We start from the raw sequence: 19,813 nt of genomic DNA, 5'->3' as shown, positions 1-19,813 counted from the left end.
GGTTTGTCGGTGCTTCTGGAGTACATACTGTCTTTTGGCGTCCTGCTCGCGTTGGGTCTGGTCGCCTTCTTCGTTGTGAAATGGTGGGATCTGCGCTGTGTTGGCGTGACACCGGTTCACTTGTTCACATTCATCGCGATCCTGTTTACATCCGGACTGGATGTCGGCCTGATCATGTTCCCGCTGACCGAGTTCGGTGGCTATGCCGAAGACCCGGCCTACGCCTTTGCCAACCCATTGGCAATCGAGTTCGGCTTCTGGGGCTTTCTGATCTGGGCCTTCTACTTCCTGACGGCGTTCTACTTCTGTGTGATCGAGCCGCGTGTGAAGTTCTTTGAGATCCCGGTGGTCAAACTGATCAATAACGTGGTCATCATTGGCACCTGCGCGTTTACCGCCAGCCTGTTTCTGATCTACCTGCCCGGTTACTTGCCCGGGGTGGGTGATGGTGAATCCGTAGTCACAACCTTCTATGTCATCGTGTTCGTGGTTATTCTGGCGGCGGCCTATTCGTCGACTGACCTGAAATATGTGCGCATCCTGTCGGTTGGTTCGACCATCCTGTTCCTGACGCTGATCCTTGGAATGTGGGTCGCAGCAGGCATGGGCATGACTGGTTTCGTTGAAACCGGCAGCAATATCGGCGCCTACTTCACCAACCTGCACAAGTTCGTTCTGCCGTTGACCGACTATCACGCCTTCTACCTGTTCTGGTGGTTTGCATGGTCGATCATGATTGGCCAGTTCACCTCGCGCTTTGTGGGCGGGTTGAAAACCTGGCAACTGCTGGCGGCGCTGCTGATCTTCCCGTCTATCCCGCTGGGGATCTGGTTCACCGTTCTCTACTACTATCACCTGAACGGTATCAGCACCGCAGGCATCACCAACATCGCGATGGTGATCGTGGGCGTGACCTTTGTGATCAACTCGCTGGACTCGCTGATCAGGCTCTATACCGACAACCTGAACATGACGGTCGAGCGGTTTGGCAAGGCAGCCTATGTCGCCGGTAACGTCGCATTGCTGTTTGTTCTGACCCTGCTGTTCCAGAGCCAATGGCTGCAAATCCAGTGGATCGGAGCGGTTGTCGTCGGCCTCTATCTGGCCTGCGTGGTCTTTATCCTGATCACCAAACGCAAAGAGGTGTTGAGCATCGATTCAATGCCTGAAGGCCGCGATCTGGACTTCCACAAGGTTGAGACAGTTCACTGACCGATCATCACAATCAGAACTTGAAAAGGGCACCGCATTTGGTGCCCTTTTTTGTGCCGTCTATCGCAGTTGCCCGCTATGCGGACAAAGCTGTCGTTGGCATTTTGTTTATGCCGCCGCGCTTACGTGGCAATAAGAAGTAAGAATTTTTGCAACACGAGATTGTCAGAATGAAATTTCTACAAGCGACAGGAGCTGTCCTTTTAAGCTACGCTGTCGCGGCCGTTCTTCTTTTTGGTGGGCCATTGCACGCAATCGGCTTTCTCACACTTTGGAATGACAGGCTTGCTTTACTAAGCTGGCCGCTTCTCCTAGTATTTGGCTTGGCTACAGGACTGGTTTGCGCCTTTCTTGGCGTGCGTTTTGGTGCGAAGAAACACTACGCACCCGCGTTTTTTGTATTTTTTTCAATCATCTGTTCCACAATAATAGTCGGTGTCTACACGGAACATAAACGTTCAGAAGCTATTGAGAAATTCAATCCAGATATTGCCACACGAGCTTCATTCTTCAAATCTCTTCGCTCCGCTCCACGCGACTTCCAGTTCTTCTTGCATGGCGCAGCTCTTAAAAACTGTACTCCTTATGCGTGGAGCTATCAAAGGATGGCATTCTATGAACTGCCGCCTAATGTGGCGGTGAATGTATTACCAACGAGCTGGATTGAGGAGTGTCAAATTAAGCGAACACGGTAGTTGTTTTGTTGGAGGCTTTGGGCTCAAAGCGGACCAACACGATAGATAGACAACGCAATTCGCCAGCACCTTTTTCTAACATCCTAACGAAAAAGGGTCACCCGAAGGCGACCCTCAATCGTTTGTCATGAAAGCTGAAATCAGCCGTTCACGCTGTCCTTCAGAGCTTTCGCAATGGTCATCTTGACCACCTTGTCCGCTTCTTTCTTGAACTGTTCGCCTGTGGCGGGGTTGCGTACCATGCGCTCGGGGCGTTCGCGGCAGTAGATTTTGCCGACGCCGGGCAGGGTTACTGCACCACCGGCTGAAACTTCGCGGGTGATCAGGCCGGTCATGGCCTCCAACGCTGCGTTCGCAGCTTTCTTGTCGGTTCCCATTTCGTCAGCGAGAGCAGCCACCAGCTGAGTCTTAGTCATAGGCTTTGCCATTTCTTGGTCTCCTTAACGTGCCCGATAAATAGGGCCTCACCGCGTAACTGTAACGGTATATTGTGGGCGAACACAACGAATAGTAGCGATAAAAGCCCTAAAAATATGGGGGATTCGTTGCTTTTTTGCGTCAGAGGAAGGCCGTTTCGTCGAAAGACCGCAATTTCCGACTGTGCAAACGCTCTAACGGCATGCCACGCAGGTGTTCCATCGCCCGTATTCCAATTGCCAGATGGCGGCTGACCTGAGTTGTATAAAAGGACGACGCCATGCCTGGCAACTTTAATTCGCCATGCAAGGGCTTGTCTGACACGCAGAGCAGAGTGCCGTACGGAACCCGGAACCGATAGCCATTGGCAGCAATCGTTGCGCTTTCCATATCCAGTGCGATCGCCCGCGACTGGCTGAGCCGCTGCACCGGGCCGGATTGATCGCGCAATTCCCAGTTGCGATTGTCAACCGAAGCCACAGTACCCGTGCGCATGATCCGCTTCAGCTCATACCCTTCCAGCTCGGTGACCTCGGCCACGGCGTGTTCCAATGCCACCTGAACCTCGGCCAGTGGTGGGATCGGAACCCAGACCGGCAGGTCATCATCCAGAACCTTGTCTTCACGCAGATATGCATGGGCCAGAACAAAGTCACCCAAGGCTTGTGTGTTGCGCAGCCCGGCGCAATGCCCGACCATCAACCAGGCGTGCGGGCGCAATACGGCGATATGGTCCGTGGCGGTTTTTGCATTCGATGGACCAACGCCGATATTGACCAGCGTGATCCCCGACCCATCCGCGCGTTTCAAATGATAGGTCGGCATCTGCGGCAGTTTCAGCGGTTGTTCCAGCGCCTCGTCCGACTTCGTAATCTCGACATTTCCGGTTGAGACAAAGCTGGTATAGCCGCTGTTCGGGTCGGCCAGTTGCTCACGCGCATAGTTTTCGAATTCCGAAACGTAGAACTGGTAGTTTGTAAACAGAACGTGATTCTGGAAATGGCTTGGGTCGGTCGCGGTGTAATGGGACAATCGCGCAAGCGAGTAATCGACGCGCTGCGCCGTAAACAGCGCCAGTGGCCCGACGCCATCGTCATTTTCGTGGACCCCGTTGACGATGTCGTCATTGGTGGTGTTCAGGTCCGGAACATCAAAGACATCGCGCAATGTAAACCCTGCCGGACCCTGATTCAGCGCGGCAAGATCCGTGTTGTTCGCAACTGCAAAATGCAAGGGAATAGGTGTTTTCGACAGGCCAACAGTAACTGGCTGATCATGGTTCTTGATCAAAAGCGCGATCTGCTGCGTCAGATAGGACCGAAACAGATCAGGCCGGGTGATCGTAATCGCGTGTGTGCCGGGTTCGGACACGTGACCGAAACTAAGCCGGCTGTCGACCTGCGCGTATGAGGATGTCTTGATCCGCAACTCGGGGTAATAGGCACGATACCGCTCGGACGGTGCGCCTTCGGTCATCGCTTTCGAAAAGCTTTCGCACAGGAATTCGGTCGCCTTGGTATACAGCTCTTCCAGGCGTGCGACGGCGGCCACAGGGTCCGTGAAACTATCGGGGCTAAGGGCTTCGTGTGTTATTATTTTTGTCATGCCAGTGGTTCCAGAAGTTCAATTTTTTCAAAACTGCGCACATCTACCAACCCAAGGTCGGATATCCGCAATTCGGGAATCACCACCAAAGCCAGTAGGGAATGCTGCATATATGCGTTGTTGAGGTCGCAGCCGCAGGCTTGCATCGCCTCGACCATCTTGCCTGCCTTTGTTGCAACCTCAGCGGCGGGGCTGTCCGACATCAAGCCGGCGATCGGCAATTCCACCAGTGCCAGTTCCTGGCCATCGCGGAACAGGGTGATGCCGCCACCCACCTCGGCCAACCGGTTCGCCGCCAGCGCCATCTGGTCGCGATCAGTGCCCACGACAATCATATGGTGGCTGTCATGTGCGACGGTCGAGGCCATGGCCATCTTACCCTTATACCCGAACCCCGAGACAAAGGCGTTGGTGACCCCGCCAGTCGCCTGATGGCGTTCCACCAGCGCGATCTGGCACACTCCGTCTTCGGCCTCGACCAACCCGCCGATTATGGGCAGTTCGACCTTCAGCGCTTTGGTTGGTGCTTGGTTTTCGACGACGCCAATCACATTGGCCTGCACTCGGTTCGCACCAGCGGGCGCGGCGATCTCAAAGTCGGTTTCGGTCAGAGCGTGGCCCAGATGGACGGTGTTGCGGGCAGTGTCCGGCCAGTTCAGATGAGGGCAATCTACTGATATCTCGCCATACTCGGCCACAACCTGACCGCGCGCGATGACTGTTTCGATGGGCAGCTTGGTTAGATCCGAACTAAGAATCACATCGGCACGACGCCCCGGTGTGACCGAGCCGATCTCACGCTCCAGCCCGAAATGAGTGGCGGTGTTGATCGTCGCCATCTGCAGGGCAATCAGCGGATCGCATCCGCAGGCAATCGCATGGCGCACCACGCGGTTCATATGCCCATCGTTGACCAAAGTGGCAGAGTGGCAATCATCCGTGCACAAAATGAAATTTCGCGGATCCAAACCCTTTTCTGTCACCGCGGTGATCTGACTTTCCACATCATACCAGGCCGAGCCCAGCCGCATCATCGACCGCATCCCTTGACGCACCCGGGCGATTGCATCTGCCTCACAAGTACCTTCGTGATCATCGGCGGGGCCGCCTGCAACATAAGCGGCAAAACTAGACCCTAAATCAGGGGATGCATAGTGTCCGCCGACTGTCTTTCCTGCCCGCTGGGTAGCGGCAATCTCTGCCAGCATCTTCGGGTCACCATGGACCACCCCGGGGAAATTCATCATCTCGCCCAGCCCGATGATCCCCGGCCAGGACATCGCTTCGGCCACATCCTCGGGCGTGATTTCATATCCTGTGGTTTCCAGCCCGGGCGCAGACGGTGCGCAAGACGGCATCTGGGTGAAGATATTGACCGGCTGCATCATCGCTTCGTCATGCATCATGCGGACACCGTCCAGACCCAACACATTGGCGATCTCATGCGGGTCGGTAAACATAGACGTCGTGCCATGCGGTATGACCGCCGCTGCAAACTCCGCGGGCGTCAGCATGCCGGATTCGATATGCATATGCGCATCGCACAGGCCCGGAAGAATATAGCGCCCTTGCGCGTCGATGATCTGTGTATCCGGTCCGGTGCAATGGTCGGCATCGGGCCCCACAAAGGCGATGCGCCCCTCTGCAATCGCGACAGAGTGGTCGGGCAACAGCTCCCGACTGTGAACGTTCACCCAAATGCCGCCGCGAATAACCATATCCGCAGCGTCGCGTCCGGCTGCAACTGCGATCAAACGAGGGGCGACATCGGGCCAACTTGGGAAAGGCGTGTATTCCATGGCTCAACTTTCCTGAATGCGCGGTCAGGTGCAACCCCGGTATTTTCGTATCATCAAATCATCACAAACCTTTGGCACAGCCCAGCGCGGCCGATGCATCCGCAGCGCGCCAGCGCTGCCCGGCCCAACCAGAGGTGGTGCCCCGACGGGGCAGCGACAATGGGCGGGAGACCAACTTGCCTTGATCAGGCAACCCGGTCCAATTCGATCTCGCGTCGTACCCAATCTGCAAAGGCAACCGCACCGGGCGTTTCTTCTGCCTGAGGGGACAAGAGCATATAATATGCCTCAGGCATCGGTGCGCGATGTTCAAACGGGGCCACCAACAAACCCTGATCAATAAGGTGGCGCGCGATGGCATCATGGGCAAGGCAAAGGCCACCTCCGGCCATGGCGACCGATAGGCAAACCAGATAGGTTGTCGCGTAGGTTATCGGCGGATTTTCCCATATTAGGCCCTGTTCTTCAGCCCAACTAGGCCAATTCGACAACAGGTTTGAACAGTCGAACAGGGGTTGCTGCTGCAAGCTGTCAAATGAAACCTCAAAGCCAGGCGCGCAGACCGGGTAATAGTGCTCGGTGCGCAGCAACTCTGTTCGCACCGTATCGGCTGGCCGCAGAGAGAACCGGATTTCGACTGCCGCACCGTCGGCCATTTCGCGCGGCTCCCATAGCTCGGTAAAGATATTGAGCCGCACTTCCGGATATTCGGTCCGAAAGGCAGGCAGGCGTGGGGCCAACCAGTTTACTGCGAAGCTTATGTTACACTGCACCTGAACCGCATCCTGTTGCGCGCCAGTGATGGCTTGTGTACCCCGCACCAGTGTCCGGAACGCCTCGCGCACAACAGGCAGATAGGTGATACCCGCCTCTGTCAGCTCAAGTGCTTTGGGTCGCCGTAAGAACAAGGGTTGCCCAAGATGGCCTTCCAGCGACTTGATCTGCTGGCTGACAGCGCTCTGCGTCATGTTCAGATCTCGGGCTGCGCCGGTGAAGGACAGGTTCCGCGCGGCGGCCTCGAACGTGCGTAGCCAACCTAGGGGCGGAAGCGGTTTCTGCATCGTTATAACCTCGGCATAAGTTCAGCTAATGGGATAGTTGCGTTTTTTTCGTTGGTCAAATCTGTTGACCAGAGGCACGGTTTTAGGAACGCAAGTTGCCAAAGGAGCCCTGCCATGCGTGTCGCGAGCCTTCGTCCCAATATCGACCATTGGTCCGAGCGTGTGGATTTGGCAGCCGCCTTTCGCTGGACAGAACGTCTGAACATGCATGAGGGCGTGGCCAACCATTTCAGCCTTGCGGTGAATGACGACGGTACGCAGTTCTTGATGAACCCCAATCAGATGCACTTCGCCCGCATCCGGGCCTCGGACCTATTGCTGCTGGATGCCAAAGATTCGGAGGTCATGGCTCAACCAGGCGCGCCGGATCCAACGGCCTGGGGATTACATGGATCGATTCACCGCCATTGTCCTCATGCGCGCTGTGTCATTCATGTGCATTCGATCTTTGCAACTGTTTTGGCCTCGCTGGCGGACAGCACCTTGCCACCAATCGATCAGAACACCGCGACCTTCTACGATCGCTACGTTGTTGACGAAGAATTCGGCGGGCTGGCCTTTGAAAGCGAAGGTGAACGCTGTGCCTCGATGCTGTCCGACCCGAAAAAGAAGGTCATGATCATGGGCAACCATGGCGTTCTGATTATTGGCAGTGACTCCGCAGATGCCTTTAACAGACTCTACTATTTTGAACGTGCCGCCGAAACCTACATCCGTGCGCTTCAGACCGGCCAGCCGCTGCGCGTGCTGTCGGATGAGATTGCCGAGAAAACCGCGCAAGAACTGGACGAGTATCCAGACCAGGCCCAGGCGCATCTGCGTGAGATCAAGGCGATGCTGGATACCGAAGGATCGGATTACGCAACCTGACCACAGCCACAGAGTGACTGCCATGACCGACACCGCTCAGGACCCCGAAGCCGCCCGCTGGAATTACCGCCCCGAAGAACCAGTGAACTTGAACCCTCTGTTCACTTGGCCGCCACGCCCTGCGGCTGTGCTGAAGTGGTACAGCGGCGCATGGCTGCAGATCACGGCCTTGACGTTGTGCATGGTGCTGGCCTTGGCGGCCTATATGTTCTTTTTCCCTGCATTAGAGTCGATGCAGAGCTTTAAGCCGGGCTGGATGTTTCGCATTTGGTTGCTGAATATGGCGCCCCAAATTCTTGTTGCAGGTGGCCTGCATTGGTGGCTGTACATGCGCAAAGGCCAGGGCATGTACAAAAAGTTCGACCGCCGAGATCTGATCCGCGACAATGGCACTTTCACGTTCCGCAATCAGGTGCTGGACAATATCTGGTGGACGCTCGGCAGCGCCATGACGGTGGCAACCGTCTATCAGTGGGTGATCTACTGGGCGATGGCCAACGGCTATGTCCCAACCATCACCTGGGCCAGCGCTCCGGTCTGGTTTGTGATCTGGATGCTGTTCATCCCCATGTGGTCTGGGCTGCATTTCTATTGGGTGCACCGGCTGGAGCATCACCCGAAACTCTACAAACATGTCCACGCCGTGCATCACCGCAACGTCAATATCGGCCCGTGGTCAGGGATTTCGAACCATTGGTTCGAGAATTTCCTGTATTTCACAACATACTTCATCCACTTGATCGTGCCGTCGCATCCGCTGCATCTGCTGTTTCATGCCTACTTCCAGCAGGTCAGCCCGATTCTATCCCATTCCGGGTTCGAAAAGCTGAGGGCCGGGGATATGGATGCGGCGCGTGCAGGGGATTTCTTTCACCAGCTTCATCATCGGTATTTCGAGTGCAATTACGGAACGTCCGAAATCCCGTTCGATAAGTGGTTCGGCACCTATCACGATGGCTCGGCCGAGGCGACAACCCGCACGCGGGCCTACAAAAAGCAGATGTATACCTAGCGTGCCCGCAATGTGCGTGGAGTAACCCCGAATTCTGTTTTGAACGCACGGGTCAAAGCGCTGGGGTCGTCATACCCGGCGCGCAGCGCAACCTCGCCGACAGTCAGGTCGGTTTCGGCCACCAGTTTGCGGGCCAGATTCAGCCTGAGACGCCGGTAAACCTGGGCCGGGCCAGCGCCCAGCTCTGCCTGCATTCGCACGGAAAGGGCTTTTTGCGACCGACCGACCCGGTTTGCAATTTCCGATATAGGCAAAGGCGCTTCCAGATGTTCCTGCATCAATGCCAGCGCTTTGTTAACATAGCCGATGGTCGCACCCGCGCCGCCTGCGTGGGACCGAGCGGAACCACGGATCATGAACAACTGTTCCACTTCAAGCGCCAACGCCTGTCCCTGATCCTGCCCAATAAGATGAAGGACCAGATCAAAAGCTGCCATCGCGCCGGAACAGGTGATGCGGTCGCGGTCGACAACGTATCGCTCACGGACGGCATCCACTTCTGGGAAACGTTCGGTGAACCCTGTAAGTTCCTCCCAGTGAATAGTTGCGCGGCGCCCGTCCAGCAGACCTGCAAGCGCAAGCAACCAGCTTCCGGTGTCCAACCCAACGAGTGTATCGAAACGGTCGGCGGCCGCTCTCAGCCCAGCTAGAGTTTGCCATCCGCCGTGCATGTGGAAGCCATATGATGGCATCACCATCAACATGTTACCGTCGGACGTTTGAAGCGTTCCATGCGGAGCGACTTGCAAACCCGAGGATGAGGTCACAGGCCCAGCAGACAACGACAGAAACTTCCAATCATACAGACGACGCGCTGACAGCATGTTGGCAGCGCGCAATGGCTCGACCGTGTTGGCGAGACAATGGTTCGAAAACCCGTCGAACAGAAGCACACCGATTTGCTGTGGTGTAGGGGGGGATTTTTTCCATTTCTGCATGATGAATGTCTATTCCAGCATGCTACTCGGTTCAATCCCAGTCACGATATGGGCACGCCCAGATGTGGAGAATTCAGATGCAATATGGCTTGTCCGACGAACAGGAGATGATCGCTTCGACCGTTCGCAGTTTTGTCGAAAACGAGATCTACCCGCATGAGGAACTGGTCGAACGCACTGGCGAAGTGCCGCAAGACATCGCGGATGAGATCAAGCGCAAGACCATCGAGTTGGGCTTTTACGCCTGCAATTTTCCCGAAAGCGTTGGTTGTGCCGGCCTGAACCATCTGGAATTCGCGCTGGTCGAGCGGGAATTGGGACGCGGCTCGATGGCGTTGAACCATTTCTTTGGGCGCCCACAAAACATTCTGATGGCCTGCGAGGGCGATCAGGTCGAGCGGTATCTGATGCCGGCGGTGCGCGGGGAAAAGATGGACGCGTTGGCCATGACCGAGCCCGGCGCGGGATCCGATGTGCGCGGCATGAAATGCGCGGCGGTGCGAGATGGCGGTGATTGGGTGGTCAACGGGACCAAGCATTTCATCTCGGGTGCTGAACACGCGGATTTCATCATTGTCTTCATTGCGACAGGCGAAGATCAGACACCCAAAGGCCCGAAAAAGCGGATCACAGCGTTTCTGGTGGACCGTGGCACGCCTGGTTTCACAATCCGTGACGGGTACAAGTCGGTAAGCCACCGTGGCTATAAGAACATGGTGCTGGATTTCGACGATTGTCGCTTGTCGGATTCGCAGGTTCTGGGCGAAGTCGATGGCGGCTTCGATGTGATGAACACATGGTTGTATGCCACGCGTATTACCGTCGCGGCCATGTCGGTTGGTCGGGCCCGCCGCGCATTTGACTACGCGCTGGACTATGCCGCAACGCGCGAGCAGTTCGGCCAGAAGATCGGCAAGTTTCAGGGCGTATCTTTCCAGATCGCCGACATGATCACCGAAATCGATGCCGCAGACTTGCTGACGCTGGCAGCGGCTGATCGCTTGGACAAAGGGTTGCCGGCAAATCGTGAGATTGCTTCGGCCAAGCTTTATGCCTCAGAGATGCTTGCGCGTGTGACAGATGCGGCCATTCAGGTCCACGGTGGCATGGGACTTATGGATGATTATCCGCTGGAACGCTTTTGGCGCGATGCGCGGGTCGAGCGGATTTGGGACGGGACCAGCGAGATTCAACGCCACATTATCAGCCGCGATCTGCTGCGGGCGCTGGGTGCCTGATGGCGTTGAGGCGCATTCTGAATCCATCCTCGTTGGCCGTCATTGGCGGCGGCGCCTGGTGTGCCGAAGTGATTTCCCAGGCCCAAAAGTTCGGGTTTGACGGAGATATCTGGCCGGTTCACCCCAAGGCCGAACAGGTCGGGGGTATTCGGGCGTTTGCAAGCATCGAAGATCTGCCTCGGGCCGCGGACGTGGCGTTTGTCGGAATAAACCGGCATGCAAGCGTTTCCGCAGTGTCGGCCCTGTCCGCCGCGGGTGCAGGTGGGGCTGTTTGTTTTGCCTCGGGGTTTACTGAGGCACGCGCCGAGGATGATCAGGCTGCCGATCTTCAGGCGCAATTGATCGCGGCCGCTGGGGATATGCCCATCCTTGGTCCCAATTGTTACGGGTTCATCAATGGCCTGAGCCGGACTGCCGTTTGGCCGGATCAGCACGGCATGAAACCAGTCGAACGTGGCGTTGCAATCCTGACCCAAAGCTCGAACATCGCTATCAACATGACAATGCAGCGCCGGGCGTTGCCACTGGCGTTTATGCTGACCTGCGGAAACCAGGCGCAGACACACCAGGCCGAGATTGCCTCGGCTCTGTTGGACGATGACCGGATCACCGCAATAGGCGTTCACATCGAAGGCTTTGGTGATCTTCGGATGTGGGAAGCCTTGGCCCAAAACGCGCACGCGCGGGGCGTTCCGGTCATTGCCCTGAAAATGGGCCGCTCGGATCACGCGCAGGCCGCGACAATTTCACATACGGCTTCACTGGCGGGTGGCGACGCCGGAGCGCAGGCGTTTTTGGATCGGTTGGGGATCGCGCGATTGGACGACATCCCCAGCTTTCTGGAATGTCTGAAGCTGTTGCATGTCACCGGACGCCTGGATGGAAATGGTTTGGGTATGATCAGCTGTTCGGGTGGCGAGGCGAGCCTGTCTGCGGATATGGCCGAAGGACGTGACCTGCATTTCCCACCTTTGACGGAAGGCCAACGCACCGCGTTACGCGCAGCCCTCGGCCCGATGGTGGCATTGGCAAATCCGTTGGACTACCACACCTATATCTGGCGCGACACGGATGCGATGACCCGGGCATGGTCAAGCCTGACGGGGCCGGACAAGGCCCTGACCATGACAATTGTCGACTACCCTCACACGGACCCAACAGATTGGGAATGTGCAACGCAGGCTGTACTGAACTGTGTCGAACAAACGGGACGGCCCTTCGCCATGACCGCAACTTTGCCCGAGTTGATGCCGGAACCGATTGCACAGCGTTTGTTGGACGGCGGCGTTGTGCCCTTTGCCGGACTTCACGAAGCGCTGGCCGCCATCGAGGCTGCTGCGCGACCGTTGCCCACCTCATCGGAACCGGTGCTGCTGCCATCAGAGGCTTCAGCCGATCAGGTGCTGACGGAAGCAGAAGCCAAAGCGTCCTTGGCCGCGTTTGGCTTGCCAGTGCCGCGCAGCGTTGTTGTTAAAGCTGTAGACGCGGATCAGGCCGGGTTGGACTTGAGCGGTCCCTTTGCGGTCAAAGGCGTGGGCCTGGCGCATAAATCAGAACACAACGCGGTGCGACTTGGCGTACCGGCATCCGATCTGCTCGAAGCAGCATACGCAATCGGGACAGACGAGGTGCTGATCGAAGAAATGGCCGATGGTGCAGTTGCCGAGCTTTTGGTGGGTGTCACCCGTGATCCGGCGCATGGGTTTGTTCTGACCCTTGGGGCCGGCGGCATTCTCACCGAAATTCTACGCGATACCGTGTCTTTGCTGATCCCGTCATCACGCGGGGCTGTTCAGGAAGCGATGAACGGCTTGGCCTGCACCCCCTTACTTACCGGGTATAGGGGCAAACCGGCAGCCGATAAGGACGCGATACTGGACGCTGTCGATGCTGTGCAGAACTATGTGATTGCCAATGCGGCAACAGTCGAAGAAGTTGAAATCAACCCGCTGATCTGCACCGCCAATGGGGCGGTTGCAGTGGATGCGCTGATCCGAAAGGCAAGCTCATGACCCCGATCAAAACCCGCCGTGACGGTGCCATTTTGGAAGTGACTCTGGATCGGCCAAAAGCCAACGCGATTGACCTGCTTACCAGCCGCGCCATGGGTGAGGTTTTCCGCGATTTTCGCGATGATCCGGACTTGCGTGTGGCAATCCTGACCGGCGCCGGAGAAAAGTTCTTTTGCCCCGGCTGGGATCTGAAAGCCGCTGCAGACGGGGATGCGGTGGATGGTGACTATGGCGTGGGCGGTTTTGGCGGATTGCAAGAATTGCGCCATATGAACAAACCCGTGATTGCAGCTGTGAACGGGATCGCCTGCGGGGGCGGGTTAGAACTGGCGCTGAGCGCCGATATGATTATCGCAGCTGATCACGCCACCTTTGCCCTGCCCGAGATCAGGTCCGGCACGGTAGCTGATGCTGCCAGCGTGAAAATGCCTAAACGCGTTCCGTATCACATCGCGATGGAGTTGCTGCTAACCGGACGCTGGTTCGATGCGGACGAAGCTCATCGTTGGGGCCTCGTAAATGAAATCGTGCCCGCGGATCAGCTGATAGACAGAGCGTGGGAATTGGCGCGCTTGTTGGCAAGCGGCCCGCCGTTGGTCTATGCGGCTATCAAGGAAATCGTGCGCGAAGCTGAGGATGCGAAGTTCCAAGATATCATGAATCGTATCACGCGACGCCAGTTGGCTACCGTTGATGTGTTGTACGGGTCCGAGGATAATCTGGAAGGCGCTAAAGCCTTTGCCGAAAAGCGCGATCCGGTCTGGAAGGGACGCTAAATCCGTTCAAAAAGGGCAACAAAGGCGGTGTCATCTTTGTTTGCACCGGCGGCCAGGTCGCCGTAGATACGGGTTTTCGGAAGGGTCAGGTTTCGAATCCGGTCTTGCGCGAGCGTGCTCAAGGCGTCTGCAAAACCCAGTGTTTCGAAATGGCGGGCATTGATCGACAAGGCAAACTGCGCGCCGGGGCGTGCAACGCGCAACAGGGCTGGCAACACGTCCGGCCCCAGATGGCCATGCGTGAACGTGCCGGACGAGACGACGCCAGAGTAACTCGCGCGTGGGACAGGGATACCGAGGTTCAGATCCGCCTCGATGGTATCACGGTAGATGTCTTTGCGCATTGCCACGTCCAGCATATCCGAACTGATATCTGTCGCATCAATCGGTCCGACACCCAACCCGGCCAGAACGACGCCGCACAAGCCAGTACCTGCACCGACATCCAGAACCGGGCCTTGCCCCCCGGCAGCGACAAAAGCGCGGGCCGTGTGAATGTGCAGCTGATAGTCTTCGCGCGCTGCAAAATCGGCATCATAATCCCCAGCCCATTCACCATAGAGGCGCTTGTTGTCCTCAGGTGATTTGAGGGCATAGGCCGCATGCAGGTCGGGTGTTTTGTCGCTCATGCGTCAATCAAGGCGCATAGGAGGATTCGAATCAAGTGCGTCCATGCGGCGCTTGCATCCCATTCCATGGCGGATCATCAAAGGAGGCATGACAAACACGCTTTTCTCATTTGGACATGGCTATTCCGCTCAGGCCTTGTCTCGTACGCTGGCGCCGCAAGGGTGGCGCATATTTGGGACCACTCGGGATATCGAAGGCGCAACGGCCATTCGCACCTCCGGGGCCGAACCGTTGATTTGGCCCGGAGAGCAGCCGGATCTGGACGGGGTGACACATTTGTTGATCTCGACAGCGCCAAACGAAGACGGAGATCCGGTTCTCGCCGCGCTGGGCGACGAGATCGCCAAGCGGGCCGGGCAGCTCAAATGGGTTGGGTACTTGTCGACCACTGCCGTCTATGGGGATCATCAAGGCGATTGGGTCGATGAGACCACTCCGCCCACGCCAACCGCCAAACGGGGCCGATGGCGTATGTTGGCCGAAGAGCAATGGTCAGGCATCCCTGGCTTGCCCGTGCATATCTTTCGGCTTGCCGGCATCTATGGTCCGGGTCGCGGGCCGTTTTCCAAACTGAAACGTGGTGGGCTACGCCGCATCATCAAACCGGGACAGGTGTTTTCGCGGATTCATGTGACTGACATTGCACAGGTCCTGGCGGCGTCGATGATGGCCCCGAATCCCGGTTCCATCTACAATGTTTGCGATGATGAGCCCGTGCCGCCACAAGACGTGATCGGTTACGCCGCCGAATTGCAGGGCCTGCCGCTGCCCCCAGCAGTACCATATGATGAGGCAGACCTAACCCCCATGGCGCGCAGCTTCTACAACGAAAATAAACGTGTCCGGAACGATCTGATCAAGGAGGAGCTGGGTGTTCAGCTTCTTTATCCCAATTACAGGGTCGGGTTAGAGGCCCTGATGGCGGGGTCGTAAGAATGTAAGCCTCACTGAGCCGCTGCTTTGATCAGATCGGCGGCTTTTTCGGCGATCATAATCGTGGGCGCGTTGGTGTTCCCCGAGATCAGCGTTGGCATGATTGAGGCATCGACCACCCTCAAGCCTTGTATCCCGCGAACCCTTAGCTGGGGATCAACCACGGCCATATCATCTACGCCCATTTTGCAGGTACCCACAGGGTGATAGATCGTGTCGGCGCGGGCGCGTATGTGGCTCTCCCAATCGGTATCTGTTTCGATCTTGTCGGTCCCGAACATCTCTTTGTGCCGGTATTTGGCCAACGCGGGGGCTTCCAGAATATCGCGCATCAACTTGGCGCCTTTGATCAGAGTGTCCAAATCGCGCTTATCTGACAGGTAACCGGGATCAATGGCAGGTGGGGCAAATGGATCAGCGCTTTGCAAGCCAACTGTGCCTCGGCTGTCGGGGCGTAGCTTGCAGACGTGGCAGCTGTACCCATAACCGTAATGCAGCTTGCGCGCGTGATCATCAACGACAGCGATTGTGAAGTGCAACTGAATGTCGGGTCGATCAAGTTCAGGCGAAGTCCTCAGAAACGCAGCCCCTTCGGCATAGGGCGTGGCCGCCAGCGACACCCCTGACTTTCGCCATCGCCACAGGTGGCCCATAAACCGCGCCGCGCCAACCGGGCCAATGCCGAACGTATCGGTGTCTTTGGTTCTATAGGCGAGGATGAAATCCAGATGGTCCTGCAGGTTCTTTCCGACGCCGGGCAGGTTATGGCGAACGGCTATCCCATGTTGCGTAAGATCGTCAGGCGCTCCGATACCAGACAGTTGCAGCAATTGTGGTGACATCAACGCACCAGCGCAGATCAGGACCTCGCGACTGGCGTCGACCGTGATGTCGTGGCCCTTGCCTTTCCTTTTATAAACAACGCCGGTCGCGCGATTGCCGTCAAAGGTCAGCTCTTTGGCATGGGCGTGGGTGATTACCGTCAGGTTTGGCCGATCGATGATGGGAAAGACATAGGCCGCCGCCGCTGAACACCGTTCGCCATTCTTTGTTGGGTCATGGAACTGGGTAACCTGATACAGCCCCACCCCTTCGTTGTCGCCTCGGTTGAAATCTTCTCTGCGCCGGTGCTGCAACTGCTCGGCGGCTTCGATGAACGCTTGCGTTATCGGGCGCGGCTCTTTCTGGTCAGACACCTGCAGGGGGCCGCCGCCGCCATGCAGGTCATCTGCGCCATGTTCATTGTTTTCCGATCGCTTGAAATAGGGAAGCACACTGTCCCAATCCCAGCCCTCGCACCCCAGATCGGCCCACCCGTCATAGTCCTGTTGCTGCCCGCGTATATAAAGCATCGCGTTGATCGCGCTCGATCCGCCCAAGGTCTTGCCCCGGGGCTGATACCCCTTGCGGCCGTTCAGCCCGGGTTGCGGCACCGTCTCAAAAGCCCAGTTGTTGATCTTGGGTCGCCCGGGCAGAGCTGCAACAACGGCCGAGGGCATTCGGATCAAGATGCTATCGCCGCCACCACCGGCCTCAAGAAGACAGACGGTTTTGTCCGGGTCTTCGCTGAGACGATTGGCAAGAACGCAGCCTGCCGACCCGCCTCCGACGATCACGTAATCGAATTTCATCCTGATGCTCCTGCCTGATCGGATCCGTGTTTGAACTCTCTGATCGCGTTGGTGACGCGCCGGGGGTATCGCTCAAATACTCCACGTCACGATTCAACTGAATTGAACGTGAAGGAATGGAGCAAAATTGCAATCACCGGGCTGGACTTATGACCCAAGGTTACCAAAATCGACGGCAATCAGGGGCCGCAGAGTTGCGCTTGAGTTTAATAACTAAAAATTATGAATTTGATCTAAAAACAAAACTTATTTGCATGGCTTGGAACTGCTATAACTAACAGGAAGCAAGACGGCAGAGTCATTGATGTCCGAAACGTCAAATCCTGGGTTCATTGGCCCAGATCTGAAATTCGGCAGCAGCGACATCTTCCTGTGATCTTGTTCATTACAGATTTGACCGCGCAAAGCAGCCGAACTTAGCCAGGACTGGAGATCGATATGGACGGAAGTGATAACCCCAACACGGGCGGATGCCCTGTGATGCATGGTGCTGGCACCCGGTCAAACCGGGATTGGTGGCCAAACCAGCTGAAGCTTTCGATACTGCATCAGCACGCGCCTGCTTCGAACCCGATGGGTGAGCAGTTCGATTATGCGGAAGAGTTCAAAAAGCTGGACCTCAAAGCGCTGAAAGAAGATCTATACGCGCTGATGACAGATTCGCAGGAATGGTGGCCCGCAGACTATGGCCATTATGGCGGTCTGTTTATCCGTATGGCTTGGCACAGCGCTGGCACCTATCGCACCGCGGATGGCCGTGGTGGTGGTTCGACCGGGAACCAACGGTTTGCACCCCTGAACAGCTGGCCAGACAACGGTAACCTGGACAAGGCGCGTAGGTTGCTTTGGCCGATCAAACAGAAATACGGCAACCAGATTTCCTGGGCCGACCTGATGATTCTCGCCGGTAACTGCGCCATTGAATCGATGGGTGGTAAAACATTTGGTTTCGCAGGTGGTCGTGCGGACATCTGGCAACCCGAAGAAGACATCTATTGGGGCACCGAAACCGAATGGCTGGCCCCAACTGATAACCCAAACAGCCGTTATTCCGGCGAGCGCGATTTGGAAAACCCGCTGGCAGCGGTTCAAATGGGTCTGATCTATGTGAACCCAGAAGGCCCGGATGGGGAGCCGGACGTCTTGGCTTCGGGACGCGATATCCGCGATACATTCGCGCGAATGGCGATGAATGACGAAGAAACCGTCGCTTTGGTCGCCGGTGGGCACACCTTTGGCAAAGCGCATGGTGCAGGCGATCCTGACCTGGTCGGAGCAGAGCCCGAAGCCGCCGGCATCGAAGAGATGGGCCTGGGCTGGATCAACAAGTTCGGCAGCGGTAAAGGTGATGACACCACCACCAGCGGCATCGAAGGCGCATGGACTGCTAACCCAATTAAATGGGACAATGGCTATTTCGACCTTCTTTTCGGCTATGAGTGGAACCTGACCAAAAGCCCCTCGGGCGCGTGGATATGGGAGCCTGTAGGCGTTAAGGAAGAAGACATGGCCCCGGCGGCACATGATCCTTCGAAAAAGGTCAAGACCATGATGACCACCGCTGACATGGCGATGCGCTTGGATCCGATCTATGGCCCGATCTCGAAACGGTTCCATGAGAACCCCGACCAACTGGCCGAAGCTTTTGCCCGCGCGTGGTTCAAGTTGACGCATCGGGATATGGGCCCTCGCTCGCGGTACTTGGGATCTGAAGCACCCAGTGAAGAGCTGTTGTGGCAGGACAACGTCCCGGCTGTGGATCATGACCTGATAGATGATGCGGATATTGCCGCGCTGAAACAGCAGATCCTGGCGACCGGCCTGTCGGTCTCGGATTTGGTGTCCACAGCTTGGGCTTCGGCGTCGACCTTCCGCGGCTCGGACATGCGCGGCGGTGCCAACGGTGCCCGGATCCGTCTTGCCCCGCAAAAAGACTGGGCTGTGAATGAGCCGTTGAAGCTGTCCAAAGTCTTAGGCGCGCTGGAAGGCGTGCAAAAAGCCTTTAACGATGCGCAAGCGGGCAACAAGAACGTCTCACTGGCCGACCTGATTGTTCTGGCAGGCGCAGCTGCACTCGAACAGGCGGCCAAAGCCGGGGGCCAGGACGTTGAAGTTCCGTTCACTCCGGGTCGGACCGATGCATCGCAAGACCAAACGGATGTGGACTCAATCGCCGTGCTGGAGCCCGCCGCTGATGGCTTCCGCAACTACCAGAAGACAGACTACACTGTGTCACCCGAAGAGCTGCTGGTAGACAAGGCACAATTGCTGACACTGTCTGCGCCTGAGATGACCGTTCTTGTTGGTGGTCTGCGGGTTCTGGGGGCGAACTTCGATGGTTCTCGCCACGGTGTGTTCACAGATCGCGAAGGAACGCTGAGTACGGACTTCTTCAGAAACCTGCTGGATATGGGTACGGAATGGAAACCTTCCGACGAGGCTGGTGTCTATGAAGGCCGTGATCGTACCAGCGGTCAGGTCAAATGGACCGGCACCCGCGTGGATCTGGTATTTGGCTCGAATTCCCAGTTGCGCGCTTTGGCCGAGGTTTATGGCCAGGGTGATGCAGAAGGCAAATTCGTCTGCGACTTTGTTTCTGCCTGGAACAAGGTGATGAACGCCGACCGGTTTGATTTGGCCTGAGACCTTTCAGACCTATGACTCGAAGCCGCCCGGATCACTCCGGGCGGTACTCTTTTGCAGCAAGCGGTGCCAATGAATCAGTGAATCAGGATTGGTTGCCACATTTCAAACCTGAGAGGCCGTGTTCGTTAAGGCTTTAGAAGCTCGGCTTAGCCAAATTATTAACCTAAATTATTGATTTAATTAACATTTGTTAGCTTTCATATGGAAAAGTAAAGTTTTTTCAAAATGGGGGTTGCAGGTCTCAGACCTAATCCGTAAATACCCCTTCACCGGCGCTGCTGAGGCTGCGCTGACGGGTCGGGGAGACGGCCGGACGGGTTGGAGAGACAGCTGGACGC

16 protein-coding genes are annotated in these 19,813 nt (G+C 56.7%); 9 read left to right on the top strand and 7 right to left on the bottom strand.

Annotated elements, in window-relative coordinates:
- Positions 1–15: 15 nt before the first annotated feature.
- Positions 16–1,212, top strand: a complete 1,197-nt coding sequence (locus Q1B21_RS14630; protein WP_299890695.1) for a BCCT family transporter — start codon at positions 16–18, stop codon at positions 1,210–1,212.
- A gap of 170 nt (positions 1,213–1,382) precedes the next feature.
- Positions 1,383–1,907: a hypothetical protein gene (locus Q1B21_RS14625; protein ID WP_299890431.1), complete on the top strand. Its 525-nt coding sequence runs from the start codon at positions 1,383–1,385 to the stop codon at positions 1,905–1,907.
- A gap of 140 nt (positions 1,908–2,047) precedes the next feature.
- Here the strand turns inward: Q1B21_RS14625 and Q1B21_RS14620 are convergent, their stop codons facing one another.
- The 4 genes from Q1B21_RS14620 to Q1B21_RS14605 form a co-directional block, all read right to left on the bottom strand.
- Complete coding sequence (locus Q1B21_RS14620) at positions 2,048–2,335, bottom strand: HU family DNA-binding protein (protein WP_298935767.1); 288 nt, start codon at positions 2,333–2,335, stop codon at positions 2,048–2,050.
- 130 nt (positions 2,336–2,465) lie between these two features.
- A complete protein-coding gene (locus Q1B21_RS14615) occupies positions 2,466–3,929 on the bottom strand; it encodes an AMP nucleosidase (RefSeq protein ID WP_299890429.1) in 1,464 nt (487 codons plus the stop codon).
- A complete protein-coding gene (gene ade, locus Q1B21_RS14610) occupies positions 3,926–5,728 on the bottom strand; it encodes an adenine deaminase (RefSeq protein WP_299890427.1) in 1,803 nt (600 codons plus the stop codon). Before ade ends, Q1B21_RS14615 begins: the two co-directional genes overlap by 4 nt.
- Before the next feature lie 185 nt (positions 5,729–5,913).
- Positions 5,914–6,789 (bottom strand): LysR family transcriptional regulator, encoded by an 876-nt coding sequence (locus Q1B21_RS14605; RefSeq protein WP_299890425.1) that lies wholly within the window; start codon positions 6,787–6,789, stop codon positions 5,914–5,916.
- Positions 6,790–6,903: 114 nt separating this feature from the next.
- Between Q1B21_RS14605 and Q1B21_RS14600 the strand changes: the two genes are divergently transcribed.
- Positions 6,904–7,659, top strand: a complete 756-nt coding sequence (locus Q1B21_RS14600) for a class II aldolase and adducin N-terminal domain-containing protein (RefSeq protein ID WP_299890423.1) — start codon at positions 6,904–6,906, stop codon at positions 7,657–7,659.
- 22 nt (positions 7,660–7,681) lie between these two features.
- Complete coding sequence (locus Q1B21_RS14595) at positions 7,682–8,671, top strand: sterol desaturase family protein (RefSeq protein WP_299890421.1); 990 nt, start codon at positions 7,682–7,684, stop codon at positions 8,669–8,671.
- On the opposite strand, the gene Q1B21_RS14590 is transcribed toward Q1B21_RS14595, so the two are convergent.
- Entirely contained in the window at positions 8,668–9,609 is a 942-nt protein-coding gene (locus tag Q1B21_RS14590; protein WP_299890419.1) for a GlxA family transcriptional regulator, read from the bottom strand. The two genes, Q1B21_RS14595 and Q1B21_RS14590, sit on opposite strands and share 4 nt — an antisense overlap.
- 77 nt (positions 9,610–9,686) lie before the next feature.
- Here Q1B21_RS14590 and Q1B21_RS14585 point away from each other — a divergent pair, with 77 nt between their 5' ends.
- The 3 genes from Q1B21_RS14585 to Q1B21_RS14575 are packed head-to-tail and all read left to right on the top strand — an operon-like array spanning position 9,687 to position 13,635.
- The gene (locus tag Q1B21_RS14585; RefSeq protein WP_299890417.1) at positions 9,687–10,847 is read left to right on the top strand and encodes an acyl-CoA dehydrogenase family protein; all 1,161 of its coding nucleotides are present in this window, start codon (positions 9,687–9,689) and stop codon (positions 10,845–10,847) included.
- On the top strand, positions 10,847–12,859 hold the full coding sequence (locus Q1B21_RS14580) for an acetate--CoA ligase family protein (protein WP_299890416.1): 2,013 nt from the start codon (positions 10,847–10,849) through the stop codon (positions 12,857–12,859). The genes Q1B21_RS14585 and Q1B21_RS14580 overlap by 1 nt, the downstream gene beginning before the upstream one ends.
- Positions 12,856–13,635 carry a carnitinyl-CoA dehydratase gene (locus Q1B21_RS14575; protein WP_299890414.1) on the top strand — a complete coding sequence of 260 codons (780 nt, stop codon included), beginning with the start codon at positions 12,856–12,858 and terminating at the stop codon, positions 13,633–13,635. Before Q1B21_RS14580 ends, Q1B21_RS14575 begins: the two co-directional genes overlap by 4 nt.
- On the opposite strand, the gene Q1B21_RS14570 is transcribed toward Q1B21_RS14575, so the two are convergent.
- Positions 13,632–14,264 carry a class I SAM-dependent methyltransferase gene (locus tag Q1B21_RS14570; RefSeq protein ID WP_299890412.1) on the bottom strand — a complete coding sequence of 211 codons (633 nt, stop codon included), beginning with the start codon at positions 14,262–14,264 and terminating at the stop codon, positions 13,632–13,634. The two genes, Q1B21_RS14575 and Q1B21_RS14570, sit on opposite strands and share 4 nt — an antisense overlap.
- 88 nt (positions 14,265–14,352) lie before the next feature.
- Here Q1B21_RS14570 and Q1B21_RS14565 point away from each other — a divergent pair, with 88 nt between their 5' ends.
- Positions 14,353–15,198 carry an SDR family oxidoreductase gene (locus Q1B21_RS14565; protein ID WP_299890410.1) on the top strand — a complete coding sequence of 282 codons (846 nt, stop codon included), beginning with the start codon at positions 14,353–14,355 and terminating at the stop codon, positions 15,196–15,198.
- A gap of 11 nt (positions 15,199–15,209) precedes the next feature.
- Here the strand turns inward: Q1B21_RS14565 and Q1B21_RS14560 are convergent, their stop codons facing one another.
- Positions 15,210–16,829 carry a GMC family oxidoreductase gene (locus Q1B21_RS14560; protein ID WP_299890408.1) on the bottom strand — a complete coding sequence of 540 codons (1,620 nt, stop codon included), beginning with the start codon at positions 16,827–16,829 and terminating at the stop codon, positions 15,210–15,212.
- 438 nt (positions 16,830–17,267) lie between these two features.
- Between Q1B21_RS14560 and katG the strand changes: the two genes are divergently transcribed.
- The gene (katG, locus tag Q1B21_RS14555) at positions 17,268–19,472 is read left to right on the top strand and encodes a catalase/peroxidase HPI (protein ID WP_299890406.1); all 2,205 of its coding nucleotides are present in this window, start codon (positions 17,268–17,270) and stop codon (positions 19,470–19,472) included.
- The last annotated feature ends 341 nt before the right edge of the window (positions 19,473–19,813 follow it).

This window comes from uncultured Ruegeria sp. (assembly GCF_947504215.1).
In the GTDB taxonomy this organism is placed as follows: domain Bacteria; phylum Pseudomonadota; class Alphaproteobacteria; order Rhodobacterales; family Rhodobacteraceae; genus Ruegeria.
This window is presented reverse-complemented; position numbering and strand designations above follow the sequence as displayed.